Raw genomic sequence first — 26,646 nt, 5'->3', positions numbered from 1 at the left:
GGGTGTTTCTTTATGTGCAATTTGTATTCTCAATCCTTTAGATATTAAAATTTATTCAAATTATAAAGAAATAAAGCTACTCTAAAATTATTTACCTAATTAGAAATTTAATATGCAATGGATCGTAATTAAAACTTTCTCGTTTCCTTATGAGGCACAAATTGCCAAGACTCAACTAGAAGCATTTGGAATTCCTGTTTATATTGAAAATGAGCATACAATTAATATGGATTGGTTTTATTCTAATGCTTTAGGTGGGGTTCGTTTATTAGTTCCAGAAAACTATGTTGATGAAGCGAAGTCATTTCTTGAAAAAGACTTTAGTGATGAGCTTGAACAAAAGTTTGGGGAGAGTAAAGAATGTTGCCCTGAGTGTGGAAGTTTGGATATAGAAGTTAATAATAAAGGAAAAAAATCTGCCTTTTTAGCGTTTATGTTTTTGGGCCTACCTTTATTTTCTTTTAGAAATGGTAATAGATGTAAGCGTTGTGGACACTTTTGGAATTAAATATATAGTAAACGATTATTGATTATCTTAATTATGGAACCTAATGTAGAGGTATTGGATTTAGTTCTATCTCTGTAATTAATGTACTAGGCGGAGAAGCCATTGATATTAAATAAAATAAATTATTTTGATGGCCGTTCAATTTAATAAATATAAGGACTTATTTAATGGTAGATAAAAAACAGCTAGCTCAAAAGCAAATAGAGTTACTCCTTGAATTATTAAAGAATAGATTTGAAAAAAATACACATCGTCATACAGAAATAAAGTGGTCGGATGTGCAAAATAAACTAATTAAGGTTCCTGATAAACTTTGGTCATTGCTGGAAATGGAAAATACAGGAGGGGAGCCTGATGTTATTGCTTATGATCAGCAGAAAGACGAATATTTATTTGTAGATTGCTCTCTTGAGACACCTAAAGGTCGTAGAAGCCTTTGCTATGATCGTGAGGCTCTAGAATCTAGAAAAGATCATCCTCCTAAAAATAGCGCAATAGATGTAGCTAAGGAAATGGGAGTTGAACTTTTAACAGAAGAGCAATATTACCAACTACAAGAAATTGAAGAGTTTGATCTTAAAACATCAAGTTGGCTCAAAACCCCAAATGAGATTCGTAAACTAGATGGAGCACTTTTTGCTGATCGTCGATATGGTCGTGTCTTTATTTATCATAATGGAGCGCAGTCTTATTATGCTGCCCGTGGTTTCCGTTGTTGCTTAAGAGTATAGGCATTGCATTGTATTTGAATAAAAAGAAGAGGCTTTGATGTTTTATGCCAAGAAAATGGAGATTCTTGCAACTTTTGATTGATGGCAAACATGACAAGATATGTTCTGGAATTAAATAAAAACATCAGGACATCTGTAGAAATGCAACCAAACCCAATTTACTATAATGAACAACATATTGCTTTTGCTGATAATGTTCGTCGATTTGTACAAAAAGAAATGGCTCCTTTCGTTAATGAATGGGATGAGGCTGAGACATTCCCAAGAGAGCTATATAAAAAGGCTGCTGAAATTGGTCTATTAGGTTTAGGTTTTTCTGAGGAATATGGCGGTATTCCTGATGCAGATCCATTTTATTCATTACTGGCTGGTGTAGAAATGGCAAAAGCTGGTTCGGGTGGAGTACATATTTCACTCATGGTACATACAATTGGAGCACCACCGATTCAGCATTTTGGAAGTGAAGAACTAAAGTCAAAAGTTTTACCAAGGATTATTTCAGGAGAAAAGATTTCAGCATTGGCGATTACAGAACCAGGCGGTGGTTCTGATGTGGCTGCATTACAAACTAAAGCTGTTCGTGATGGTGACTATTATGTTATCTCGGGTGAGAAAACATTTATCACATCTGGAATTCGTGCAGATTACTATACTGTTGCAGTGCGTACAGATCCAGCCAAAACAGGTGCTGAAGGCATTTCAATGTTGCTCGTTGATGCGCACAGTGAGGGAATTACTAAAACACCTTTAAAGAAAATGGGATGGTGGGCTTCTGATACAGCTCATTTGCATTTTGATCAAGTGAGAGTACCTGCATCAAATCTGCTCGGTAAAGAAAATGCTGGTTTTAAAGTTATTATGAATAACTTTAATATGGAGCGTTTTTTCTTGGGTGTAGTGGCTTATGGCTATGCATTAGTTTGCTATGAAGAGGCTCTAGATTGGGCCCAGCAACGGAAAACTTTTGGTAAGAGATTAATAGACCATCAAGTCGTTCGTCATAAATTGGTAGATATGGCAACGCAATTAACCTCAACACGGGCATTACTTGAAGAAACTGCATGGAAAATGACTCAGCAGAAGTTACAAGGGCCTGAGTTGGTGGCACAAATTTCAATGCTGAAAAATGTTGCGACTCGCACTATGCAATTTTGTGCTGATGCGGCTGTACAAACGTTGGGAGGTATGGGTTTTATGCGAGGTACTAAGTCTGAACGTATTTACCGTGAAGTAAAGGTCAATATGATTGGCGGTGGTGCTGAAGAAATTATGAAAGATTTGATTAGTAAGCAGCTCGGTTATTAATTCTTGCAGGGTGGTCATTGAGCCACCTTTTTATTTCAAAGCCATTTCCCACACCATTTCTGTTAACTCATCAATTTTGACTTTACCCTCAGCTTTATACCAAGTTACGGTCCACGAAATTGCACCACCAACTAATCTTCGCCAAATAAAGGCATCATGTTTTATCTTGCCTTGAATGCGTAACTTTTCAATGACATCTAACCAGATTTGTTCATATTCATTACGCATTTCTAAAAGATAATCTTGTTTTTCTTTTGACAGCGCAAACCACTCATAAACTAAAACAGCCATGGCTGCACCAGTATCTCCAGTAATTGAAATGAGTTCTGCTTTAATAAGGGCGCGTAATTGGTGTTCTGGATCGGTAGATTGAGCTGCTGCCTCTTCTAAACGAGCAAGATTGTAAATGATAGTTTGCTCCATCACGTGAGCGAGGATGTCATCTTTACTCTTGAAGTGATGAAATAAGCTCCCTGATTGAATCCCAATAAATTGAGCAAGTTCGCGGACGGTGGTTTTATCATAACCTTGTTTGTGAAATAGATAGGCAGCACCCTGTAATAAACGACCACGCGGGCTATCGTCAAAGCAAGAAATATTTGGAATCTGTTCAATTGAAGTAGCAATCATACGAAAGCTGGATCCTTTATATAAAAATATTTACGGAAAAAATTTTGCTAAATCTCACCATGTTTTAGGCTAGTTGTCGAGTTTGGCAGTTTTAGTCAATTTCACAATAACATTTTGCTCTTTACAAACCAAGCGCTTGCTTGGTAATGTTGAGTGTAATTTTTAAACAAAATAATGAGAAATAAAATGGCAAGTGATCAGCAGGATGATAAGCGTGTCGTAAAAATAGGTTGTGCCTCAGGTTTTTGGGGGGATACCAATACTGCCGCTTTCCAATTAGTACATTTAGCCGATATTAATTATTTGGTTTTTGATTACTTGTCAGAAATCACCATGTCGATTATGGCCAAAGCGAAAATGGTAGAACCGAAACATGGTTATGCTTTGGACTTTGTCAGTCGAGTCATGGCGCCTTTACTTAAAAAAATTGCAGAAAAAAAGATTAAAGTGATTAGTAATGCTGGTGGTGTTAACCCATTGGCATGTCGAGATGCTTTGCAAAAAATAATTAAAGAATATGGATTAGATCTAAAAGTTGCCGTGGTTTTAGGTGATGATCTTTTACCGCAACATGAGCACCTCAAACAGCAAAATATTCGGGAAATGTTTAGCGGGGAAGCTTTGCCAGAACAAGTGGCGAGTAGTAATGCTTATTTAGGGGCGGTGGCTATTCGTGATGCTTTGAATTTAGGCGCAGATATTGTGATTACTGGTCGTGTTGTTGACTCTGCTGTGGTACTTGCTCCTTTACTTCATGAATATCAATGGTCTTTAGATGACTACGATAAGTTGGCGCAAGGTTCCTTGGCAGGTCATATCATTGAATGTGGAGCTCAATGTACGGGTGGTAACTTTACCGATTGGCGCTTAGTTCAGGGTTTCGACAATATAGGCTTTCCAGTCGTTGAGGTGAGTGAAGATGGCTCATTTGTTGTGACGAAACCACAGGGTACAGGTGGTTTGGTTTCCACCGCCACGGTTGCTGAACAAATTGTTTATGAAATAGGCAATCCTCAAGCATATTTACTACCCGATGTAATTGCTGATTTTAATCAGGTGCATTTAGAACAAGTTGGGGAGCACCGAGTTCGTGTGACAGGGGCAAAAGGACAAGCACCGACTGCGCAGTATAAAGTCAGTGCGACCTATCCAGATGGATATCGGGTTTTAGTGAGTTTTTTAATTGCAGGACGTGAGGCACCACAAAAAGCACAAGTCATTGCCGATGCGATTTTGGCTAAGTGCGAACGTGTTTTAGCAATGCGCTCAGTGCCGTCATTTAGTGAAAAGTCTGTTGAAATTTTAGGTATTGAAAGTACCTACGGCAAACATGCCCAAACATTAAATAGTCGTGAAGTTGTGGTCAAAATAGCTGTAAAACACATGTTTAAAGAAGCATGTATATTCTTTGCATCTGAAATTGCACAAGCTTCAACAGGTATGGCTCCAGCCTTGGCAGGGATTGTGGGAGGGCGTCCAAAAGCATCGCCAGTGATTAAACTATTTTCATTTTTAATAGATAAAAATCAAGTAAGTGTCGAAATCGATTTTGAAGGAAAACGCTACCCAGTTGAGATTCCACAAGGAGTTTCTACAGAGCAATTGCCTACTTTAAAGGCAGGTGAGAATGCAATTTATCAAGGAGATGAAATTGAAGTTCCTTTGATTGAAATTGCGCATGCCCGCAGTGGTGATAAAGGCAATCATAGCAATATCGGTGTGATTGCACGTAAAGCAGAATATTTGCCATGGATTCGTGCAGCACTGACTGAAGAGACTGTTGCAAGCTATATGCAACATGTCTTAGATGCTGAGAAAGGGCGTGTAATCCGTTATGAGTTGCCGGGTTTGAATGCACTAAATTTTATGTTGGAAAATGCCTTGGGTGGTGGTGGTGTTGCAAGCCTACGCATAGATCCGCAAGGGAAGGCCTTTGCGCAACAATTATTGGATATGCCTGTAAAAGTTCCGGCACATCTTTTAGAAAAATAAAATAAATGGATGAGACAAAGATGAGTTATCAATCAATATTTAGACCAGATGCTTTCGCCAATAAAGTCATTATTGTGACAGGTGGTGGCTCTGGAATTGGACGCTGTACTGCACATGAGCTTGCAGCCCTCGGCGCTCAAGTAGTGATTACAGGACGCAAAATTGAAAAATTAGAGAAAGTAAGCCAAGAAATTATAGAAGATGGGGGCTTAGTTCATTTCATTGTTTGTGATAACCGTGAAGAAGAACAAGTGAAAAATATGATTGCCGAAGTGATTGAGAAATTCGGAAAACTAGATGGCTTGGTGAACAATGCGGGCGGCCAGTTCCCCTCAGCTTTAGAGAATATTTCGGCGAATGGTTTTGACGCAGTTGTGCGTAATAACTTGCATGCGACTTTCTATCTAATGCGTGAAGCTTATAACCAATGGATGGCAAAACATGGTGGCAGTATTGTCAATATGACTGCTGATATGTGGGGTGGCATGCCAGGAATGGGGCATTCTGGAGCTGCGCGTTCGGGGGTTGATAACTTAACTAAAACAGCATCGGTTGAGTGGGGCAAATCTGGAGTTCGTGTAAATGCAGTTGCACCAGGATGGATTGTGTCATCTGGTATGGATAATTATAGCGGTGATTTTGCCAAAGTAATTATTCCAAGTCTTGCTGGCAATGTACCGTTAAAACGTATGGGAACTGAGTCAGAAGTGTCATCGGCGATTTGTTATTTACTGTCTGATGCTGCGGCTTTTGTTTCAGGTGTAACTTTGCGTATTGATGGCGCTGCATCGCAAGGAACACGAATGTATCCACTAGCTGATGCGACAAATAGTCAGTCTTATAATGGTTTCCATCGCGCGTTTATTCCTGAAATTTTTCAGAAAAAGACTGAGGCTGAGGAGGAGTAACAGTGACTATTCTTTCCTCAGAGATCGCTGTTGGTAGTGAACAGTATCAAAAGAATAAAGAGGCACTGCTTGCTCAGCTGAGTGAAGTCCGTGCAATTCAGCAAAAAAGCATTGATAAATCATATGCGGCTAAACCTAAGTTCGATAAAAAAGGCAAGATTCTGCCGCATGAGCGCGTACGATTATTACTTGATGCTGATTCACCTTTCGTTGAACTTTGTGGCTTGGTTGGCTACAACATGCATGATGACAAGGATGGCTCCGAAGCTGGTGGTGGTGTAATTGCTGGCATTGGTTTTGTCAGTGGTGTGCGTTGTCTAGTCTCTGCAAGTAATAGTGCGATCAAGGGCGGGACCATGTCACCGATGGGTGTGCAGAAAACCTTGCGCCTACAAAAAATTGCCTTAGAACAAAAACTCCCGCTGATTACGCTGACCGAAAGTGGCGGCGCTAACTTAAATTATGCGGCTGAAGTATTTACCTATGGCGGTATGACTTTTGCCAATCAGGCACGTCTTTCAGCGGTAGGTATTCCACAGCTTGCAGTTGTTCATGGTAATGCAACGGCAGGAGGGGCTTATCAACCAGGTCTTTCCGATTATGTCATTGTTGTACGCAAACAAACCGAAATGCTTCTTGCAGGTCCACCTTTACTTTTAGCTGCGACTGGTGAAGTAGCAACAGCTGAAGAGTTGGGCGGAGCAGAAATGCACGCACAGGTTGCTGGAACAGCAGAATATTTAGCAGAAAATGACGCTGATGGTATTCGACTTGCACGTGAAATTTTTGAACATCTGAACTGGAAAGAGCAAATCAAACCAGTTGAAACGACTTATAAAGAACCTCGTTACGATGCCAATGAACTGTTGGGTGTGATTCCAAATGATCCTAAACAACCATTTAACATGAAAGAAGTGGTTGCGCGCATTATTGATGATTCAGATTTTCTAGAATTTAAACAGGAATATGATGATTTAACGGTATGTGGCTGGGCGAAGATTGGCGGATTATATATTGGCATTATCACCAATAATGGTCCGATTACCCCTCAAGGTGCGGCTAAAACGGCTCAGTTTATTCATCTGTGTGAACAGACCAAGCGTCCATTATTGTTCTTGCACAATACCACAGGTTTTATGGTGGGAACTGATGCAGAGCAAAATGGCATTATTAAGCATGGCTCAAAACTGATTCAAGCGGTTGCCAATAGTTCTGTACCTAAAATTTCAATTGTTGTAGCAGGGTCATATGGTGCAGGTAACTACGCGATGTGTGGTCGAAGTCTATCACCAGACTTTATTTTTGCATGGCCAAATTCGCATGTTGCTGTAATGGGCGCTGCACAAGCTGGAAAGGTGTTACGCATTGTGGCTGAAGGAAAGCAAAAAGCTTCTGGCCAGGAGCCTAATCCGCAAATGCTCGATTTTCTTGAGCAAAGTACGGCCATGAAATTAGAGCAGCAATCCACCGCGCTTTTCAATACGGCCATGCTACATGACGACGGCATTATTGATCCCCGAGATACCCGAAAATTATTAATTTTCCTTTTACAAACCATTTATGAAGCACAGCAACGAGAGCTAAATCCAACTCGTTTTGGTGTGTCTCGTTTTTAATCAACCTTTACCGCAATTAAAAAAATTAATAGGAATAACACCATGAAATTTACTGCCGAACATGAAGCATTACGCCGCACAGCTCGCCAATTTGTTCAAAATGAGCTGAATCCACATATTCCAGAATGGGAAGCTGAAGGGCAGTTCCCAATCCACGACGTATTTAAAAAAATGGGTGATCTTGGTTTATTAGGAATTTGTAAGCCTGAGGAAAATGGCGGTCTGGCTTTAGATTATTCTTATAACTTAGTTGTTGCTGAGGAAATTGGATATGCGGCTTGTGGCGGGGTGCCTTTAGCTATTGGTGTACAAACCGATATGGCAACACCTGCTTTGGCGCGTTTTGGTAGCAAAGAATTACGTGATGAGTTTTTAACACCAGCCATTGCTGGAGAATATGTTGCCTCAATTGCGGTATCGGAAGTACATGCTGGTTCGGATGTTGCTGCTATTAAAACGACTGCTAAAAAAGATGGCGATGACTATGTCATTAACGGCAGCAAGATGTGGATCACCAACTCATTGCAGGCCGATTTCTTCTGTCTTTTAGCCAACACATCTGACGATAAACCTCACGTCAACAAGTCGATGATTATTGTACCGGCAAAAACTAAAGGGATTAGTTTTTCAGAACCGTTAAATAAATTAGGTATGCGTTCAACGACCACAGCACAAGTTTATTTGGACAATGTACGTGTACCTCAGCGTAACTTGGTTGGCGTTGAAGGTATGGGCTTCATGATGCAGATGATGCAATTTCAGGAAGAGCGTTTATGGGCTTGTGCTAATGCGATTGGTGGTTTGGAAAATTTAATTCAAAAGACTATCGCCTATACCAAAGAGCGTACGACATTTGGTCAACCACTCATTAATAACCAATATATCCATTTTCGTTTTGCCGAACTCATGACTGAAGTAGAAGCACTTAAAGCCTTAACCTACCAAGCGTGTGAACAGCATATTGCGGGTGAAGATGTGACTAAGCTGGCATCTATGGCAAAGCTCAAAGCAGGCCGTTTAAGCCGTGAAGTTGCCGATAGCTGCTTGCAATATTGGGGTGGTAACGGCTTTATGTGGGATAACCCAGCATCACAGCTGTATCGTGATGGTCGTTTAGGTTCTATTGGCGGTGGTGCAGATGAGATTATGTTAGGGATTATCTGTAAGTTGATGGATATCTTGCCTAAAAAGCAGAAATAAAAATAAGGAATACACCATGACACTTTCGACATCTCTACAAGCTCTAGATATTGATGACAGCATTCAATTGGAACAAGACGGTAGTATTTTATACCTTTGGTTAAATCGACCGGAGAGTCGTAATGCCATGAACTTGAAGATGGTTAATGCCATTCAACAAGTCTTTAATGCCATTCGCGATGATCTTTCAATTCGTGCGGTAATTATCCGTGGTGAAGGTGGAACCTTTTGTGCAGGTGGTGACATTAAAGACATGGCGGCTTTGCGTGTTGAAGCAACCAATGTTGGTAGCTTACAACCTTATGCTGATTTTAACCGCCGTTTTGGTGCCATGCTTGAGCAAGTCGAAGTCGCACCACAGACTGTTGTGGTGATTTTAGAAGGCGCTGTTTTAGGTGGTGGTTTTGGTTTGGCATGTGTTGCAGATGTTGCCATTAGCCGTGACAATGCCCAGTTTGGTTTACCTGAAACAGGGCTTGGTGTGATTCCTGCTCAAATTGCTCCTTTTGTGGTGAAACGTATTGGCCTGACTCAGGCACGCCGAATTGCTTTACTCGGCATGCGTTTTGAAGGGCATACAGCACTGAGTGTCGGTGTGGTTCATCAAATTGCACATAATGAAATTGAACTTGAACAAGCTTTAGAGGAAACCATTCAACACATTAAACGAGCAGCTCCTCAAGCTTCACGTGTGACTAAAGCACTGTTACATCGAACACTCAATGAACCTTTAAATGAGTTGCTAGATGATGCTGCACAGCAGTTTGCTCAAGCGGTTGGTGGTGCTGAAGGACAAGAAGGAACGATGGCTTTTATCCAGAAAAGGTTACCAAATTGGGCCGATGAATCATAAGCGATAGGGATAAAAATAATGAAATTTTCAAAAGTACTGATTGCCAATCGTGGTGAAATTGCAGTTCGAGTCATGCAAACTGCTAAGGCAATGGGCTATCAAACTGTCGCAGTTTATTCCGATGCAGACCGTCATGCTCGCCATGTGCAAGAGGCCGATGAAGCTGTCTATATTGGTGCTTCAAAAGTATCTGAGTCATATCTTTCAATTACCAAGATAATAGATGCATGCAAAAAGACAGGTGCTGATGCAGTTCATCCGGGTTATGGTTTTTTGTCTGAAAATACTGATTTTGCTCAGGCATGTATCGATAACCAGATTACGTTTATTGGGCCTACCGCTTCTGCAATTGAGTTAATGGGCAGTAAACGCCTTTCAAAAATTGCCATGATTGAAGCAGGTGTACCTTGTGTGCCGGGGTATGAAGGTGACCGACAAGACCTTGAATATTTAACAGCTCAAGCTGAGCAAGTTGGCTTTCCAATTATGGTAAAAGCCTCTGCGGGTGGTGGCGGTCGTGGCATGCGTTTGGTACAGCACCTCTCTGAGTTGGTGGAAGCTTTACAAACTGCGCGTTCAGAAGCTGAAAATGCCTTTGGTTCAGGCGAGCTTATTTTAGAAAAAGCTGTCATTGCTCCGCGCCATGTCGAAATTCAGGTTTTTGGTGATACACACGGCAATTATGTGTATTTGTTTGAGCGTGATTGTTCGATCCAACGTCGTCACCAAAAGGTTGTTGAGGAAGCACCATGTCCAGTGATGACGCCTGAACTGCGTCAGAAAATGGGTGAGGCAGCCGTAGCAGCGGCAAAAGCGTGTGCTTATGTGGGGGCAGGTACAGTTGAGTTTTTGCTAGATGCATCGGGTGCATTTTATTTTTTAGAAATGAATACCCGTTTGCAAGTGGAGCATCCTGTCACTGAACTCATTACTGGATTAGACTTGGTTGAATGGCAGTTACGTGTCGCGAATGGTGAACAGTTACCGTTAAAGCAACAAGAATTGACCTTATATGGACATGCGATCGAAGTACGTTTGTATGCTGAAGACCCACGTCAGGATTTCTTACCACAAACAGGAAAAGTTCTGCGTTGGCAGCCCGCAACTTTGCCAAATGTACGAATAGATCATGGCATGTTGGCAACTGATGAGGTTAGCCTATTTTATGACCCGATGGTGGCGAAGGTGATTGCATACGGTAAAACCCGTGAGGATGCGATTCGCTTATTGGCGCGTGCAATTGATGACTGTGTGTTGCTAGGTGTAAATAGTAATAAGCAGTTTTTGGTCAATTTACTGCGTCATCCAATTGTTGTTGCAGGAGATACGAATACTGCATTCATTCAACAGCATTTTCAAAATGACAGCAGTCTACATAAGCAGGTTCTATCTTTAGAAACCTTAGCCATTGCTGCTGCATTATTTAGTCAAAGTACAGGTACTGCGGTGTGGCAAACTGGATTAGGTGTACCATTACCATTAAAACTTAAATATGATGAACAGCAAATTCAATTACAGCTTTCATCTGTAAATAACACGTTTAAGGTAGAGCTCTGTGATCAATCAGTTTGTATTGAAGTGCTTGAGAGAACGCCAGAGCAATTAATTTATTTAATTGATGGTGTATGTCGCCGTGTGCAATATGTATTAAATGATGATCAGCTTTATTTAGATCGAGATAATGGCAATGTTGCAATTCGCAACGTAACTTATGCCGCTCCAGAGATAGCTGATGTGGCTGGTGATGGCAAAATTCGTGCGCCAATGGATGGTGCTGTAGTCAATATCTTAGTCAATAAAGGCGATACTGTGGTGAAAGGGCAAACTTTATTGGTGCTTGAGGCTATGAAAATTCAACAGCAGATTAAATCTGATGTGGATGGTGTAGTTGAAGATGTTTTAGGTCAGCACGGGCAGCAAGTAAAAAAACGGCAGATGTTATTTACTATTCAAATCTAGTAAAAAATGCCACCTTTTATGGGTGGCATGTAACGGATTGTATAAGCAAATTCTTAAGCAATTAATTGTGTATAAATACAGTAGAGATAGCTCAAAATTGCTAAAGCAACTACAGGGGCAACAATCTTTGACCATGTAGGTACAGAAATTTCGGCAGCTTGTTCTTCAATATGCACGTCATCATGATGAGGTTGGGCTTGGTGAACCATTTGGTTGAACTCCTTCATTGTTGTATCCAATGATAGCTCTTCTTGTTCCACAGGTTTAGAACCAATTAATTCATTTAGGTGGTTTGTTGACCAAACCCAATCTTCAGCTTGACCTGATAAGTGTTCAATCTGACCTAAAATTAATTCTTTTAAGCCATTATGCCCAAAACCACCTGTTTCATCGAGCTGATTAAGTTCTGCTAACTGCAAAGTTAAAATTTCAGAAATACTCTGTTCTAGTTCTGAATTTTTTAAAGTCGACTGATTATGTTTAGAAGTCGTTAAATGACGAGCAACTTCTTGAATATAAAGTGGATCTGAGGTTTTGATTTCTTGATAAATCTTATTATCATTCTGACGCCATAAACTAATCAGTTTTCCAAGCGTAAGAATATTCACCTCATCAATCAGTTTATTTTTTTCATTAACTGGATATTGATTTAAAAGCTGAGGCTTTTGAATTTTTATCTGCTCAGCAAAGTATTGGACTAAATCAAATGCCATGCTTTCTTCCTCTAAATTTAATCTAAAATTCTTAACGATGGTTTTTTCTTAGTCGATGTTGTTTCAGTTGCTTTTTGTACTTCTGACTCTACTGTATTTTCTACAGGTGTTACATTGGCATATTCTTCAGGATCAAAGAATAAACCTTGTCCATTTTCTCGTGCATAAATCCCTAAAACCGCTTGAATAGGAACATAAATGTCTTTTGATGCTCCGCCAAAACGAGCTGAAAAAGTAATAGCTTCATTGGTAATAAGTAATTGATGAACTGCATGCGGCACAATATTTAGAACAATTTGCCCATCTTTAACAAATTGTTGCGGAACGTCGGTATGCGGCTGTGTCGCATCAACTAATAAATAAGGCGTAAGTTGGTTATCACAAATCCATTCATAGATTGCACGAGCAAGATAAGGACGTGTAGGGGTTAAATCAATAGTTTGCTCAGACATATCACGCTATTCCATATTTAATAATTCATTGTAACGGTTTTTCTCTTGAGGCGTCATCGATTTAGCAAAAGAAGGCCGTTCAAAGATACGTTTACAGTACAAAAATATAGGTCGACAGTGCTGTTTTGGTAAATCAATTCCCATGCTATTTAATCTTAAAAAGATAGGGGCAAGCATGCAGTCTAAGATTGTAAAATTTTCAGACATGAAATACGGGAAATGCTGAAATAGGGGAGTAAGTGAAATTAATGTTTCACGTAGTTCTTTTTGAGCTTTTTGCTTTTGTTCGACATTTAGGGAGTCAGCATGTTTTAACATGTGATCTGCTAACTTAAACCAGTCGTTTTCAAGTCTCCAGATATACTGACGCTGTTCTGCACGCATCATAGGAGCATCGGCATAAAGCTTACTTTGACGATAACGGTCATCTAAATATTCAGCGATGATAGGCGCTGAAAATAATTTAAGATTTTGTTCGACCAACATCGGTAATTGGTTGTAAGGATTTAAGCTGGCCAAATCTTCGTCTTCATGGTCAGTTATGATCAATTGATATTTGATTTGTTTTTCTGCTAATAAGAAACGAATCCAGTGAGAACGGAAATCATCAGCATGACTGTAAAGGGTAATCCCCTGAATAGAGGTGTTTTCGACCGACATATCACAAGACGACGTGGTTGAGTGAATCGATTAGGATACTAAAAATGCTCTAGGAAATCACGGTTCTAAAGAGCTAGTTTGTTTATATTTATAAGTTTGCATTTGGTAGCTCTATTTTTATAATAAAAAAGCCTTGGAAAAATCCAAGGCTTTTTGTCTAACTCGATAAACGAATTAACGTTTAGAGAATTGAGGACGCTTACGAGCTTTACGTAAACCAAGTTTCTTACGTTCAACTTCACGAGCATCACGAGTAACGAAACCAGCTTGACGTAGAACAGGTTTTAAAGTTTCGTCAGCAGCGATAAGCGCACGAGTAATACCGTGACGGATCGCGCCAGCTTGACCACCGATACCACCACCTTTAACAGTGATGTAAAGGTCAAACTTTTCAGTAACTTCTAAAAGTTCTAAAGGTTGACGAACAACCATACGAGCAGTTTCACGACCGAAATATTGCTCTAAAGTACGGTTGTTAATAACGAGTTTACCTGTACCAGCTGACAAGAAAACACGTGCAGTTGCGGTCTTACGGCGACCTGTACCATAATTAGTAGCCATGTGCTGTATCCCTTAGATGTCCAAAACTTGTGGCTGTTGAGCAGCATGCGGATGCTCAGTACCAGCGTACACTTTCATTTTTTTGATCATTGCATAACCAAGAGGACCTTTTGGTAACATGCCTTTAACCGCTTTTTCAAGAACAGCTTCAGGTTTGTGAGCAATTAACTTCTCGAAGTTAGTCTCACGGATACCACCAGGGAAACCAGTATGGCGATAATATTTCTTATCAAGTGATTTTTTACCAGTCACTTGAACTTGTTCAGCATTAATCACAACGATGTAATCGCCAGTGTCAACGTGAGGAGTATAAGAAGTTTTGTGCTTACCGCGTAAACGACGAGCGATTTCAGTCGCAAGGCGACCTAAAGTTTTGCCAGAAGCATCAACAACATACCAGTCATGTTGAACTTCAGCTGGCTTAGCGCTGAGAGTTTTCATTAAACCACTACCTATTATAGTTGGTTTGGACTATGGAATCTGTCCAAACAAAAGGAGCGAGCATTCTAAACGAGTTTGTCCAAACTCACAAGAAAAATCCAGTTTAAGCCATATAATTTAATCCATAAACTGATAAATGTTAGATATGTTAAAATCAAACAAATTCTTGTTATGTGTCTGGAGTGATTGTGCTGCCATTATATGTCACTTCCGGTGAGCCGGCTGGTATTGGTCCAGATATCTGTTTGAGCTTGGCTAAGCGGGTTGATGAACGCCCTGTTGTTGTTTTGGGTGACCAAAATTTATTAGAACAACGTGCCCAAAAACTTGGGATCGATATTCAATTTACAGAATATACCGGACACCCTGAGTCATCATCTCTGAATGAACTCTATATAGAACATGTGCCTTTAGAAGCAACTGTCATTGATGGTCAATTAAACCCAGCTAATGCAGCCTACGTATTAGAACAACTGCGTCGTTCAGCAGATTATGCAATGTCTGGTAAAAGTGTGGGAGTAGCCACGGCACCCGTGCAAAAATCGGTCATTAATGATGCTGGTATTTTGTTTAGTGGTCACACTGAATACTATCAAGAGTTTGCAGGTGTAGAGCGTGTCGTAATGATGCTTGCAACCAAAACCTTGCGTGTTGCCTTAGCAACTACACATTTACCCTTAAGAGATGTAGCGGATGCAATTACCAAACAGCGATTGCATCAGGTTATTGATATTTTACTGCATGATTTAAAAACTAAATTTAAGATAATAGATCCACGTGTATTGGTGTGTGGTTTAAATCCTCATGCAGGTGAAGATGGTTATTTGGGTCGTGAAGAGATTGAGACCATTAATCCGGTACTCGAAAGTTATCGAGCGCAAGGGCTTAAAATGAGTTTAAGCTTGCCGGCAGATACTTTGTTTACTCCAGAACATCTTAAAAATGCAGATGCTGTACTTGCCATGTACCATGATCAAGGTTTACCTGTGTTAAAATCACAAGGGTTTGGTGAAGCCATCAATATTACATTGGGTTTGCCTTTCATTCGAACTTCGGTTGACCATGGCACAGCGTTGTCTTTGGCTGGGACTGGTTTGGCAAAAAGCTCAAGTTTAAATGTCGCTGTTGATTTAGCTTTATCTTTAGCAGCGAGCTAAATTTTTCATGTTGGAAATGTTCTATGTATCAAATTAATGCCCTAAACCCGAAAGATGAAGGGCATAAAGCTCGTAAACGTTTTGGTCAAAACTTCTTACATGATCAACGAGTCATTGCCAAAATTGTGCGCTCTGTAAGTCCGCGTACAGGCGACAATATTGTCGAGATTGGACCTGGTTTAGCTGCCTTAACATCTCCTTTAATTGGGGAATGTGATGCATTAACAGTAGTGGAGCTAGATCGTGACTTAGCTGCTGGGCTACCAGAACGTGTTCCACATCCTGAACGTTTGACGATTATAGAAGCTGACGCATTAAAATATGACTTTAGCGAACTGGTAAAAGATGGCCGACCATTACGTGTAGTCGGTAACTTACCTTATAACATTTCAACCCCATTACTCTTTCATCTCTTGGAATTTGGCAGCAAAGTTAAAGATATGCACTTTATGCTGCAAAAAGAGGTGGTTGACCGTATTACTGCTGAACCGAATACGAAAGAATATGGACGCTTGTCGGTAATGATTCAATATTACTGTCAACCAACATTTTTATTTGAAGTGCCGGCTGGTGCATTTAACCCACCACCTAAAGTAACGAGTGCTGTTTTCCGCCTTGTTCCTTATGATCAAAAGCCAATTACAGCAAAAGATGAAAAAGCTTTAGCTCGGCTGGTTGCCCATGTATTTACTCAGCGCCGCAAAACATTAAGAAACAGTCTTAAAGGTATGATTGCAGAAGATGGCTTTGAAAAAGCTGGTGTTGATCCGATGGCTCGTCCAGAGACCTTAACACTTGCCCAATTTGTTGCTTTGGCCGATCAAATGGTGGCGTAAATGACTAAGCGTTTTAACTATGTTATTGGCGATGTGCAGGGGTGTTTTGAAGCTCTAAAAGCCTTGCTTAAAGAAATACGTTTTGATCCAGATCAAGACTTTTTATGGTTTGCTGGTGATTTAGTCGCACGTGGTGAAAACTCGGTAGGGGCATTACGTTTTATTAAAAAGCTTGCTGATCGTGGAGCTGCTGCAACTGTACTTGGAAATCATGACCTGACTTTAATTGCGGGTGCGCGTGGTTTAAAAGAGATTAAAGAAAAAGATCGTACCCAAGACGTTATTGATGCTATTGATGGTGATGAGTTAATCGATTGGTTACGTAAACAGCCATTATGTTTATTGCCAAACGAGCATACGATCCTTACTCATGCTGGCATACCTTGTATTTGGGATGCGCAAAAAACTGTAACGTTGGCAAAAGAGGTCGAGGCTGTACTCGCAAACGAAGATTTATCTGTATTGGATGCTTTTTTAGCAGACATGTATGGTTCTAAACCAGATTTGTGGGAAGATAACCTAACTGGTTCTGCGCGTTTACGTTGTATTACCAATTATTTGACTCGCATGCGTTTAACCAATGCCGAAGGGGCTTTAGAGTTTAGTTTTAAAGATTCTTTGGATGCACCAATGCCGGATGGTTATTTACCTTGGTTTGAATTTCCGAGCAAAGCCGCACAAACTCATCAGATTATTTTTGGTCATTGGGCTGCGCTCGAGGGCCGAACTATTAATGAGCAGATCCAGAATGTTGATGGTGGCTGTGTTTGGGGTAGAAAATTAATGGCTTATCGACTTGAAGACAAAGAAATTTTTTCTGTTGAAAATCCTGTGCAAATATAAGAAAAGCAATGTTTCTCTATGAGTGCAAGATGAAGCTTGTAGCTGAGCTAAAAATAAAAAAGCCGCAGAAGCGGCTTTTTTATTAGGAACTATTATTCTACTCGAATCCAGATTTGATTACGCCCTAAAGCTGAAACTCCGAGATAACCGCGCATATGTAAGCGTTTGCCAGTTGAACTAAGTTTTGCTTTAAGTCCGTAAACTTTGCCAGTATTTGGATCTAAAATTTTACCGCCTGTATAGTTCAGTCCATCTACCTGTTTTAAACCAGTTGCGATATCCAGACCTAAAATCGGTTTATTGGTATATGGCGCAGGGCAATTATCACAAATTTCTTTAGGCGTATAACCTGGGCGTGGCGTTACTTTGATAATTTTCCCGGCATATGTCCCGTTCGCTTCTTTTCGTATTTCTACCTGTGCTTTAGGAGCACCTGTCTTATCATCAATTGTTTGCCAGAGACCTGTAATATCTGCTGCGAATGTAGCAGTATTAATCCCCAATAAGAGCAGAGCTCCAATAAAAATTTTCCCCATAATTAAAAATCCTTTTAACTTTGAAAGGTCATCTTATTTGGAATTGATAGACCGTTCAATGTTTATTTAATCAACTTCTTAATTATGGTGTTCCAAAAGATAACATTAATGTTGGTAGCCAAATTGCAGTAAATACACCGTTCAATGCCATACCAAATGCAGCGTAACGACCTGCAACAGGCCCACGTTGCCAAGCTTGAGCTGTTCCGATGGCGTGTGCAGCTAAACCTAAGGCTAAACCTGATGCTCTCTCATCATGAATATGTTTAAGTAAGAATGGTGAGAATGCTGCGCCAATTACCCCAGACAAAATAACAATAAGGGTTACGAGTGTTTCAGGAGCATGTAATAAAGTTGCGATGTTCAGAGCAATTGGAGTGGTTACTGCACGGGTGGCAAATGCAAGAATGGTAGGTTCGGACATATGTAACAAGTATGCTAGCCCCATAGGTAGGGCAACGGCGCTAATACTTGCAAAAAGTAAAATACCAATGACCGATTTAATTGGAAGATCATCGTAACGCATTGCAGCTAAGGGAATAGCTAAGGCGACAGTGACATAACCTAATAGATGACCAAATAAGTCATTCACATAAAGACGATACTGCTCATATGGCACATGCAAAACTGAAAGTAAGCCAATTACAATGAACATTCCGAAAACTAAAAGTGGAACTTGCGGAAAACGTCGGTTTAAAGGCTTTGCACACAGATAACCAATGAGTGTGATCAAAAATCCGTAGAAAATCGTAAACATTTTATTCTCCTTATAACCAACGTTTTGCCATTTTTGCATAGACCCACAAAGGTATAAGGGTACTGACCACTAAAACAAAAAGAAATAATGGAATTTCTTTACCCATATGTACGAGCATAATTAATGAACCTGCACAGATAGGTAAAAATGCGAATCCACTTTCTTTCATGATTTTATTATTGGTATCTACTATTCGAAGTGGAATTTTTTTAAACTTTCTCCAAATCAGTAAAATAATAAGTAAGCTGATTAAACCGACCAGATTACCTAATTCTGGATGACCAAAAGCACGCATGACAACGACAGAGCCTTCACGAAAACCAATAATGAGTAGTAATGTAATTACCCATGCTGTCCAGTCTATACTTTTGATCTTATCCATATTTTTTATCTCTAAAAGTTTACTTATCAAGTTTTAACTGATATCGCCCTTGATTTCAAACTCTTCCAAGGGGCGCTTAAATTGTCTTGCGTGTTCTCCTAAGATTTCATCCAATGGAAGCTTTGCTTGGCGAATCAGCTTTTCTAACTTATGTGGCGCAATCTTCACATCAATATGTAATAAGCCTGCATCATCATAATGTTCAGACTCAATAACATTTAAGGCATAAAGTTGAGTACGTAATTTGCCATAAGCAGGCTTAAGCACGAGTGAAAACTTTTGAATTTGGCCCATTAAGCATTCTTGTACTGCTTTTTGGAGCAACTCTAGACCTTGACCAGAATGAGCTGAAACATAAACTCGATCTGGGACGTGTGGCTCAGCATAAATAATTTTGGCCTCTTCACCACTTAGATCAATTTTGTTGTACACCCGAAGTACGGGAGCATCAGCACCAATGTCTTTTAATACGCCTTCAACCGCTTCAATTTGGTCAAGCATGTCATGGCTACTACTATCAATAACATGTAGTAAAAGGGTAGCTTCTAGCGTTTCTTCAAGTGTTGCTTTAAATGATTCAACCAAATCATGCTGTAAGTTTCGTACAAAACCTACTGTATCTGCTAGCACAACAGTACCGATACCATCCCAGTCTAAACGGCGTAGGGTTGGATCGAGTGTTGCAAACAGTTGATCAGCTGCGTAGACATCACTATTAGCTAAAATATTAAATAAAGTCGATTTACCAGCGTTGGTATAACCTACTAATGAAACCGTTGGAATAGCTGCTTTTTGTCTTGCAGCACGCCCTTGCATACGAGTCTGTTGTACTTTGTCTAATTTATCTTTTAATTGGGTAATACGAACACGAATGAGACGGCGATCTGTCTCTAGTTGTGTTTCACCAGGACCACGTAAGCCGATACCACCTTTTTGTTGTTCAAAATCGGCAGACCAACCACGAATAAGACGAGTAGATAAATGTTTAAGCTGAGCAAGTTCGACTTGTAACTTACCTTCATGTGTACGGGCACGCAGGGCAAAAATATCTAAAATCAACCCTGTGCGGTCAATAACTCGGCATTTTAATATTCTTTCTAAATTTCGTTCTTGAGCAGGTGATAACGCGTGGTCAAAAATAACCAGACTCGCTTCTAGCTCCTGAACTTGCTCTGCAATTTCTTCGACTTTTCCTGAGCCAATAAAAAATTTAGGATTAGGCTTATTACGCTGAACCTTAATATGTTCAAGGATATCTGCACCAGCAGACTGTGCAAGTAGAGCAAACTCTTCGGCATCCAGATCATCTAATAATTGTACAGAAACACTCACTAAGATTGTGCGTTCACCGCCTTGATGCCGATCAACATATTCCACGTGGCTATAAATCCTGAAAATGGGAAAACTTTATTCTAGAGGAAACTTAAGCAAAAGGGGAAAGCGTTTGTTCTTATCCTTTAGATTAGTTACATGAGATTAGTCTAGTGTTCAAATTTATTTTATTTGCCGTTCTCTATCGTCAATGCAAGTTTATTACGAAACGTATAGAATGACTTGAGATGGGTATAACAATGATTAATCGTTAGTGAAATTTTATGGCTCAAACGCAAAGTATAGTTAATTCAACGTTAAAGAAATTATCAAAAATAGGTTTATACGGAAAAAAGGTCACTTCTGCCACGGCTGCAATTAGTGAAGGTTTTTATCTAGTTTATCGACATGGGCTTTATAAAGATCCTAATAATCCTGTTAATACACGTTATGTCCAATACTTTTGCCGCCGTTTATGTCAGGTTTTCAATTTAGATATAGAAGTACATGGCACAATTCCTAGAGAACCAGCTTTATGGGTAAGTAATCATATTTCTTGGCTAGATGTTGCGGTTCTAGGTTCAGGTGCGCGAGTTTTCTTTCTGGCTAAAGCTGAAATTGAAAATTGGCCTATTCTTGGAAATTTAGCCAAAAGTGGTGGAACGTTATTTATTAAGCGTGGATCTGGCGATTCCGTCAGAATTCGTGAGCAAATTGCTGAATTTTTAAAACAGAATATTCCAGTATTATTTTTCCCTGAGGCCACAACTACAGATGGACATTCTGTTAAAAAAGTACATGGACGATTACTAGGAGCAGCGATTGAAGCACAGCGTCCAGTACAGGTTTGTTTGATTTGTTATGTAAATCGTGATGGGCAATTAGATACAGTTGCGCCATTCATTGGTGACATGACATTTGCCGAACATATTCAACGTGTACTTGAAATGCCTAAAGTAACAGCTCATCTGTTAACTTTGCCTCCTATTTCAGTGGAAGGGCATGACGTCAAAAGTTTAACGCGCGAAGTTCAAGAAAAAATGGTAGAGGGTTTGGCTCAACTACATCAAAAAGTACTTAAGCCAAAAAACTAATTACATAAATCCTTCAAGTGGCAGCCATGAAAGAAACTTCATGCCTGCTTTTTGCCACCATTTCATCTCAGGTTCCTGTCTATAAATTACAGGACCATTTGGAGTTTCTTGCTGCCAATAAATATGGTTGTTAGTGTCGAGCTTTAATTTATAAGCATACTTATTTAAATTTTCATCCATTGTATGGTGAATCGTCTTAGCCAGTGATGGGCTATCTAAAATCACACCAATTTCAGTATTTAAGTAAGCCGAGCGCGGGTCAAAGTTAAATGAACCAATAAAAACCTGCTCATCTAATGCCATAAGCTTAGTATGCAAACTTGATCGGCTTAGCCCTTTCATATTTACTTTAGCTTTAGTGGCAAGCTCATCTGTATTTTTATTTAAATCTCTTTTATCGGGTGTTGGTAAAAATTCATAAAGTTGTACGCCGTTTTTAAGCAGTTCTTTACGATATTTCCCATAAAAGGCATGTACAACAGCAACGTCATTCGCTTTAAAAGAATTCGTTAAAACTCGAACCTCAACACCTTCTTTGGCAAGCGTGCTTAAAATCTTGGCACCTTGTTTTTCAGGAATAAAATAAGCAGAGATTAAGTCAACGTTACTTTCTGGTTTTTCCAAATGATTAATTAACTGGAAATTGAGGTGTTCTTCTTTCTTAGCTTTCGATTTGATTTTATCAGGTGAGTCTTTTACCACTTCTGCTTTGACCCAATCGAATTGAATATTATGATTTAGCCATTGATCAAATGCATGAGATTTTGCGGTTAAGTTTAAAAAGTTTTGAACGGTAGCTTGTTGATAGTGTGCTTCGAGTTGTTCTTTTAAGCCTTCATAGCGTAAACGGTGCTGCTCAGGACTTACGATACTTTGAACTGAATATGCATATTCATGATTCCAGTAATCATCAAACGAATTTACGATATCATCAACAGCAGCGCCGACTAACATTACATCGACATCAGAAAACTGATAGCTATCGCTTACATTGTAATATTGATTGGTCATGTTGCGCCCGCCAATAAGAGCAACCTCATTGTCGGCAATAAAGCTTTTATTGTGCATACGACGATTGATACGTTTTAAATCCAGCACCATATCCATCGCACGGTATTTGCGGAAACGGTAGGGATTAAAAAGCTTAACTTCAATATTTTTATGCTGAGAAAGGGCCAGTAAAATCCCTTCCATTTTTTTTGCATTATTGTCATCAATAAGAAGTCGGACTTTTACACCTCGATCAGCTGCACGAATAATCGCGTGCAAGGCTAAAGCACCAACTTTGTCATTATCCCAAATGTAATATTGTAAATCTAAAGTCTTTTCAGCTTTATCAATTAATCTGAGGCGGGCCGCGAGAGCCTCCAGCGGATCATTTAGAACATGGAAACCTGTTAACTTTGGATTTTGCTGACGTAAAGGTGTAATAATTTTGGCAAGTGAAGTCTCAGAGGTATCAATATCTTTTGCATATTGTACTGGCTCAACACCATGTTTTGGCAGAGTACTACATCCTGTCAAACCCACAGCAAAACTTGAACATAGGACTATAGAGGCTTTTATCAAAAAGCCTTTAGCTTGTTGATTCGTTTGAAGCTGTTTGGAAGGAAAGGATTGTGCCATAATCAGTACATACGATAAGGTGAGCTAGAGTATAATTCGTGCATATTGAAAGATAAATATTGAATTTGATTACTAGCAATCAATATAAGATAAGTCGAGAGTCGTAATGTGGAATCCAAATTCAATCATTTTTTGTTTTTACTTTATTTTTTCAATACTTGCTCTATGGGGAATTTCTGAGGCTTGGATTCATCAATCACGAACCGAGACGATTCATCCATTTAAAGCTTATGTACATCTACTCGCATTTTATCTCTCTTATCTACTTATTCCTCTCTGGTTTTTTAATTTATATGCTGCTTGGATTGGTTACTACTCAATTCATCAAGGTATTTTCATCTTTTTCTTAAGTGGGGTGTTAATTTATGCCCGATTTATCGAACCTCATTTAGTGCGTGTCGATACTCATCAATATCGGTTAAATCCGGATCGTAGTTTTGATAAGCCAGTAAAAGTAGCTTTAATTGCAGATTTACATATCGGTTTATTTTCAGGGCATGAACGTCAGCTCAAAACCATAGTTAGAAAATTAAATGAACAGCAACCTGATTTAGTGGTAGTCGCTGGTGATTGGACATATGAACCAGAAGATAGACTGATTGAAGAATTAAGGGTTTTAAAAGAAATTCAGGCGCCTGTATATTCGGTTCCTGGAAATCATGATGAGCAATATCCTGGCCCACCGATTCAGCAACTATTAAAAGATGCCCTATTTTATAATGAAGTTATTGATATTGAAGGTAAGATTGTTGATTTTGAAGAATTTCGTTTGATTGGCATTGGTGACCTGTGGGCAGGCAAAACCGATATGCGATCTATGCCAGATTTACCGCAAGACAAGCCGTGGTTAATTTTGTCCCATAACCCCGATACGGTAGATATGGTGCCTAAATTACCGAATCGACCATTAATGTTATCTGGACATACACATGGAGGGCAGGTAGAGCTTCCATGGTTGACTAACTATATTATGAAAAAAGTATCAATTTTAGGTCATAAGCGCGGTTTCTACTCTCATGAGCATGCGGATGTCTTTGTTACCGTTGGCACAGGAATGGTTGGAATTCCTTTGCGTTTCAGAGTGCCACCAACCATTGATATTATTGAGCTAGTTTAAAATAAAAAAACCAATCACAGAGGATTGGCTTTTTTATGAATTAAATTTACTTATGGAATAACGACAATCGCAACACGACGGTTAATCGCACGGTTTTCATTGGTTGTATTTGGTACATAAGGTTGCGTTGAACCACGACCAATCACGTAGATGTTTTCTTTTTTAAATCCACGTGTTAAGAAAAGGTTTGCCACACTTTGAGCACGCTCTTCAGATAACTTTTGGTTATATGTAGCATCACCAACATCATCAGTATGACCAACAATTTTCAATTTATTCAGGTCATATTTATTCAGTTGATTTGCCAGACGTACTAACTCAGCTTCATGACTTTGTTTTAACTGCGCATTATTAAAGTCAAATAATAAGCGTTCTGGTAAACCTAAAGTCCAGCCTTCATCAGTAAGAACGAAACCTTCTTTTTTGAGCAATTTTACTTGACGATATTTTAATGGACCAAAACTCAGGCACCCTGCAAGAGTAATGCATAGCAATGCAATAAAAGAGAGTTTTAAAGATCTTGTATTCATAGATTAGCCTAAATTTAATTTTCAGGTTTATAGATAAACCAGTGTTCATCCGAATTTTTAGCCTTATACATTGCTTGATCTGCTTGCATAATGAAATCTTCGGGGCTAGATGCAAATTGTGATAAAGCAATACCTACACTGAAACTGAAGTAAATGGTTTGACCATTTAGATGCAAAGGTTCTTTACAACTTTCGAGTAAATTTTCAGCAATAGATATTAAATGATCAGCATGACTAATGGAATGCAAAATGACAGCAAATTCATCACCGCCTAACCGTGCAATAAAATCTTGATGACGCAAACGAGTTTGCAGGCGATTCGCCATTTCTTTTAAAACTTCATCACCAGCTAAATGGCCAAATTGGTCATTAATTGCTTTGAAGTTATTGTTATCTATAAATAATAATGCAGACTTATTATCAAACCCTTTATCTTCAAACATGTCTAAAAGGATTTGGTAAAAATAATGTCTATTAGGTAATAAGGTGAGCTGGTCGTGATGAGCCTGAAAGGATAATTTACGATTTTCCTTTTGCAGCTGATTATCCCATATTTGAATTTCTTCAAGTAACTCATTAAAAACTGTATTTAAATCTTGAAATTCTTTAATTCGGTTGTAAGGGAAGCGAAGATTATAAGCTTTTTGTTCACTTACAATTTGAGCAATATTAGTAAGTGGGTAAATAGCCTGCATAATTTGACGATAAGTTAGATTTACTGACCACCATAAAGCGCAAACAATAAACAACATTGCAATCGCAAGCCCTACCATAATCATTTTTAGGAACTGCAATATTTTTTCAGAGCTACCAAAAAGTGTAAGTTCACCTACATTTTGCTCGTGATGATAAATTGTAAGATGAACAGGCTCATTTAAAAACCAGTGATCAAACCAGCCTTCTAAAATTGAAGTTTGACTTGATAATTTAAAACTTTGGGCGATCAGATGATGTTCTGAATCATAAATATGAATAGTACGAATTGAATGATCATTCGTGTACTCATTCAAAATCTGCTCTATTGTAATTTTATCATTAAACACGACTGCGGGCTGAATACGCTCTAATAGAGTATGACTAAGCAATTGCAAATTCTGTTTGGCATAAGTTTCCATAGTAAAAACGGAAATTGAGACAAACGTAAAAGAGCAAATAAAAAAAGTAATAGCAAAAATAGTAAATTGAGACTTTCTAAATAATGCGTGTAGTGAAGTGGACTGATACAACTTTGATATCATGATCCTTACTCCGCATTCTTAGCCAAGAGTAATACTCTCGGATCAATATGGACTTTGGAGTGACTTAAAGCATCTAAGTTAACTTTAAAGGTAGTGTAATTATTCTGAGTATATAAACAAAAGATACTTCCTATCTCGCACTCTGAATTATTAATACTTAAAGAAAGTAAAGAATGATAAGGATAGTTTTGAATAAGGTTTTGTTGTTGCTGTGGAGAGGTACTAGAAAAATAGACAGCCTGACAATGTGACCGAGCAAAATCTTTCGCATTTACAGTTTGAACACGATAATTATAAGACATTTGCTGGATATAAGATTGAAAAGTAGATGTAATAGAAGGGTTATCAATTACACAAAGAGTAGGAGTATTTACATTCTCCCACTTACTGTAGCTTAGAATAGATAAAGTAAGTACATAGAAATTATGTTTTGAATTGGCATAACAAGGCCCACTCGTAGCAAGCACTACAAGTATGCAAACAAATACTTTTTTAGCGAACTGCCACATGGTGAGTTAATGCCAAACTATTGCACGAATAATCTATTCTACATGAAGTTGATAACGTAAAAAAAGTTTAATATCTCATCTAAAAGTGACCAAAAAGCTTAAAAAGTATCCAGTTGATAATATTGATTTAAAAAAAGGGTTGCAAAGGGAATTTAATGGTCTATAATGCACATCCATCGGC

Annotated in this window: 28 protein-coding genes; 14 read left to right on the top strand and 14 right to left on the bottom strand. The window is 39.0% G+C overall.

The window, feature by feature from the left end; all coding sequences use genetic code 11:
* Nucleotides 1-112: 112 nt before the first annotated feature.
* From AW165_RS18190 to AW165_RS18180, 3 genes are all read left to right on the top strand, one after another.
* Nucleotides 113-508 (top strand): DUF2007 domain-containing protein, encoded by a 396-nt coding sequence (locus tag AW165_RS18190; protein WP_002117882.1) that lies wholly within the window; start codon nt 113-115, stop codon nt 506-508.
* Nucleotides 509-675: 167 nt separating this feature from the next.
* Nucleotides 676-1,239 carry a DUF4256 domain-containing protein gene (locus tag AW165_RS18185; RefSeq protein ID WP_060466657.1) on the top strand — a complete coding sequence of 188 codons (564 nt, stop codon included), beginning with the start codon at nt 676-678 and terminating at the stop codon, nt 1,237-1,239.
* A 141-nt stretch (nt 1,240-1,380) separates the two neighbouring features.
* Nucleotides 1,381-2,544, top strand: coding sequence for an acyl-CoA dehydrogenase family protein (locus AW165_RS18180; RefSeq protein ID WP_060466656.1), 1,164 nt, complete (start codon nt 1,381-1,383; stop codon nt 2,542-2,544).
* Between the two features lie 30 nt (nt 2,545-2,574).
* On the opposite strand, the gene AW165_RS18175 is transcribed toward AW165_RS18180, so the two are convergent.
* Nucleotides 2,575-3,174 (bottom strand): TetR/AcrR family transcriptional regulator, encoded by a 600-nt coding sequence (locus tag AW165_RS18175; RefSeq protein WP_005065274.1) that lies wholly within the window; start codon nt 3,172-3,174, stop codon nt 2,575-2,577.
* A 186-nt stretch (nt 3,175-3,360) separates the two neighbouring features.
* On the opposite strand from AW165_RS18175, the gene AW165_RS18170 reads away from it, so the two are divergent.
* Genes AW165_RS18170 through AW165_RS18145 form a run of 6 tightly spaced genes read left to right on the top strand, consistent with a single transcriptional unit; the run spans nt 3,361 to nt 11,702 of the window.
* On the top strand, nt 3,361-5,166 hold the full coding sequence (locus AW165_RS18170) for an acyclic terpene utilization AtuA family protein (protein WP_060466655.1): 1,806 nt from the start codon (nt 3,361-3,363) through the stop codon (nt 5,164-5,166).
* Nucleotides 5,167-5,186: 20 nt separating this feature from the next.
* Complete coding sequence (locus tag AW165_RS18165) at nt 5,187-6,074, top strand: SDR family oxidoreductase (protein ID WP_032006036.1); 888 nt, start codon at nt 5,187-5,189, stop codon at nt 6,072-6,074.
* Nucleotides 6,075-6,076: 2 nt separating this feature from the next.
* Nucleotides 6,077-7,690 (top strand): acyl-CoA carboxylase subunit beta, encoded by a 1,614-nt coding sequence (locus tag AW165_RS18160; protein WP_060466654.1) that lies wholly within the window; start codon nt 6,077-6,079, stop codon nt 7,688-7,690.
* Between the two features lie 42 nt (nt 7,691-7,732).
* A complete protein-coding gene (locus tag AW165_RS18155; RefSeq protein WP_060466653.1) occupies nt 7,733-8,890 on the top strand; it encodes an acyl-CoA dehydrogenase family protein in 1,158 nt (385 codons plus the stop codon).
* Between the two features lie 16 nt (nt 8,891-8,906).
* Nucleotides 8,907-9,743 carry an enoyl-CoA hydratase/isomerase family protein gene (locus AW165_RS18150; RefSeq protein ID WP_060466652.1) on the top strand — a complete coding sequence of 279 codons (837 nt, stop codon included), beginning with the start codon at nt 8,907-8,909 and terminating at the stop codon, nt 9,741-9,743.
* An 18-nt stretch (nt 9,744-9,761) separates the two neighbouring features.
* A complete protein-coding gene (locus AW165_RS18145) occupies nt 9,762-11,702 on the top strand; it encodes an acetyl/propionyl/methylcrotonyl-CoA carboxylase subunit alpha (protein WP_060466651.1) in 1,941 nt (646 codons plus the stop codon).
* 53 nt (nt 11,703-11,755) lie between these two features.
* On the opposite strand, the gene AW165_RS18140 is transcribed toward AW165_RS18145, so the two are convergent.
* The 5 genes from AW165_RS18140 to rplM all read right to left on the bottom strand — a co-directional run bounded on the left by AW165_RS18140 (nt 11,756) and on the right by rplM (nt 14,529).
* Nucleotides 11,756-12,415 carry a hypothetical protein gene (locus AW165_RS18140; protein WP_060466650.1) on the bottom strand — a complete coding sequence of 220 codons (660 nt, stop codon included), beginning with the start codon at nt 12,413-12,415 and terminating at the stop codon, nt 11,756-11,758.
* A gap of 17 nt (nt 12,416-12,432) precedes the next feature.
* Complete coding sequence (locus AW165_RS18135) at nt 12,433-12,867, bottom strand: ClpXP protease specificity-enhancing factor (protein ID WP_060466649.1); 435 nt, start codon at nt 12,865-12,867, stop codon at nt 12,433-12,435.
* Nucleotides 12,868-12,873: 6 nt separating this feature from the next.
* Nucleotides 12,874-13,527, bottom strand: coding sequence for a glutathione S-transferase N-terminal domain-containing protein (locus AW165_RS18130; RefSeq protein WP_005065247.1), 654 nt, complete (start codon nt 13,525-13,527; stop codon nt 12,874-12,876).
* A gap of 174 nt (nt 13,528-13,701) precedes the next feature.
* The gene (rpsI, locus tag AW165_RS18125) at nt 13,702-14,088 is read right to left on the bottom strand and encodes a 30S ribosomal protein S9 (protein WP_002048725.1); all 387 of its coding nucleotides are present in this window, start codon (nt 14,086-14,088) and stop codon (nt 13,702-13,704) included.
* A gap of 12 nt (nt 14,089-14,100) precedes the next feature.
* Nucleotides 14,101-14,529: a 50S ribosomal protein L13 gene (gene rplM, locus AW165_RS18120; protein WP_002117832.1), complete on the bottom strand. Its 429-nt coding sequence runs from the start codon at nt 14,527-14,529 to the stop codon at nt 14,101-14,103.
* 173 nt (nt 14,530-14,702) lie between these two features.
* On the opposite strand from rplM, the gene pdxA reads away from it, so the two are divergent.
* From pdxA to AW165_RS18105, 3 genes are read left to right on the top strand one after another with little or no spacing between them, the layout of a single operon-like run.
* Nucleotides 14,703-15,686 (top strand): 4-hydroxythreonine-4-phosphate dehydrogenase PdxA, encoded by a 984-nt coding sequence (gene pdxA / locus AW165_RS18115; protein WP_081410727.1) that lies wholly within the window; start codon nt 14,703-14,705, stop codon nt 15,684-15,686.
* A 23-nt stretch (nt 15,687-15,709) separates the two neighbouring features.
* The gene (gene rsmA, locus AW165_RS18110; protein WP_005065242.1) at nt 15,710-16,522 is read left to right on the top strand and encodes a 16S rRNA (adenine(1518)-N(6)/adenine(1519)-N(6))-dimethyltransferase RsmA; all 813 of its coding nucleotides are present in this window, start codon (nt 15,710-15,712) and stop codon (nt 16,520-16,522) included.
* Nucleotides 16,523-17,365: a symmetrical bis(5'-nucleosyl)-tetraphosphatase gene (locus tag AW165_RS18105; protein ID WP_060466647.1), complete on the top strand. Its 843-nt coding sequence runs from the start codon at nt 16,523-16,525 to the stop codon at nt 17,363-17,365.
* Between the two features lie 92 nt (nt 17,366-17,457).
* Here the strand turns inward: AW165_RS18105 and AW165_RS18100 are convergent, their stop codons facing one another.
* The 4 genes from AW165_RS18100 to hflX form a co-directional block, all read right to left on the bottom strand.
* On the bottom strand, nt 17,458-17,901 hold the full coding sequence (locus AW165_RS18100; protein WP_002117847.1) for a DUF2147 domain-containing protein: 444 nt from the start codon (nt 17,899-17,901) through the stop codon (nt 17,458-17,460).
* An 82-nt stretch (nt 17,902-17,983) separates the two neighbouring features.
* Nucleotides 17,984-18,658, bottom strand: coding sequence for an LrgB family protein (locus tag AW165_RS18095; protein ID WP_005804924.1), 675 nt, complete (start codon nt 18,656-18,658; stop codon nt 17,984-17,986).
* A 10-nt stretch (nt 18,659-18,668) separates the two neighbouring features.
* Nucleotides 18,669-19,040: a hypothetical protein gene (locus AW165_RS18090; RefSeq protein WP_002117849.1), complete on the bottom strand. Its 372-nt coding sequence runs from the start codon at nt 19,038-19,040 to the stop codon at nt 18,669-18,671.
* A gap of 33 nt (nt 19,041-19,073) precedes the next feature.
* Entirely contained in the window at nt 19,074-20,417 is a 1,344-nt protein-coding gene (hflX, locus tag AW165_RS18085) for a ribosome rescue GTPase HflX (RefSeq protein WP_005065235.1), read from the bottom strand.
* 218 nt (nt 20,418-20,635) lie between these two features.
* Here hflX and AW165_RS18080 point away from each other — a divergent pair, with 218 nt between their 5' ends.
* Nucleotides 20,636-21,445 carry a lysophospholipid acyltransferase family protein gene (locus tag AW165_RS18080; RefSeq protein WP_005804926.1) on the top strand — a complete coding sequence of 270 codons (810 nt, stop codon included), beginning with the start codon at nt 20,636-20,638 and terminating at the stop codon, nt 21,443-21,445.
* Here the strand turns inward: AW165_RS18080 and AW165_RS18075 are convergent, their stop codons facing one another.
* A complete protein-coding gene (locus AW165_RS18075) occupies nt 21,446-23,071 on the bottom strand; it encodes a phospholipase D family protein (RefSeq protein WP_002117884.1) in 1,626 nt (541 codons plus the stop codon).
* Between the two features lie 106 nt (nt 23,072-23,177).
* Between AW165_RS18075 and AW165_RS18070 the strand changes: the two genes are divergently transcribed.
* The gene (locus AW165_RS18070; protein WP_060466646.1) at nt 23,178-24,188 is read left to right on the top strand and encodes a metallophosphoesterase; all 1,011 of its coding nucleotides are present in this window, start codon (nt 23,178-23,180) and stop codon (nt 24,186-24,188) included.
* A 50-nt stretch (nt 24,189-24,238) separates the two neighbouring features.
* Here AW165_RS18070 and AW165_RS18065 read toward each other — a convergent pair whose 3' ends face one another.
* The 3 genes from AW165_RS18065 to AW165_RS18055 are packed head-to-tail and all read right to left on the bottom strand — an operon-like array spanning nt 24,239 to nt 26,465.
* Nucleotides 24,239-24,718 (bottom strand): OmpA family protein, encoded by a 480-nt coding sequence (locus AW165_RS18065; protein WP_002117846.1) that lies wholly within the window; start codon nt 24,716-24,718, stop codon nt 24,239-24,241.
* A 14-nt stretch (nt 24,719-24,732) separates the two neighbouring features.
* Nucleotides 24,733-25,956: a diguanylate cyclase domain-containing protein gene (locus AW165_RS18060; RefSeq protein WP_005065229.1), complete on the bottom strand. Its 1,224-nt coding sequence runs from the start codon at nt 25,954-25,956 to the stop codon at nt 24,733-24,735.
* A gap of 5 nt (nt 25,957-25,961) precedes the next feature.
* On the bottom strand, nt 25,962-26,465 hold the full coding sequence (locus tag AW165_RS18055; RefSeq protein ID WP_002117836.1) for a YfiR family protein: 504 nt from the start codon (nt 26,463-26,465) through the stop codon (nt 25,962-25,964).
* Nucleotides 26,466-26,646: the final 181 nt, after the last annotated feature.

This window comes from Acinetobacter sp. LMB-5, assembly GCF_001541635.1.
Lineage (GTDB): Bacteria > Pseudomonadota > Gammaproteobacteria > Pseudomonadales > Moraxellaceae > Acinetobacter > Acinetobacter pittii.
The sequence above is the reverse complement of the archived record's forward strand: the minus strand, read 5'-3'. Positions and strand labels throughout refer to the sequence as shown.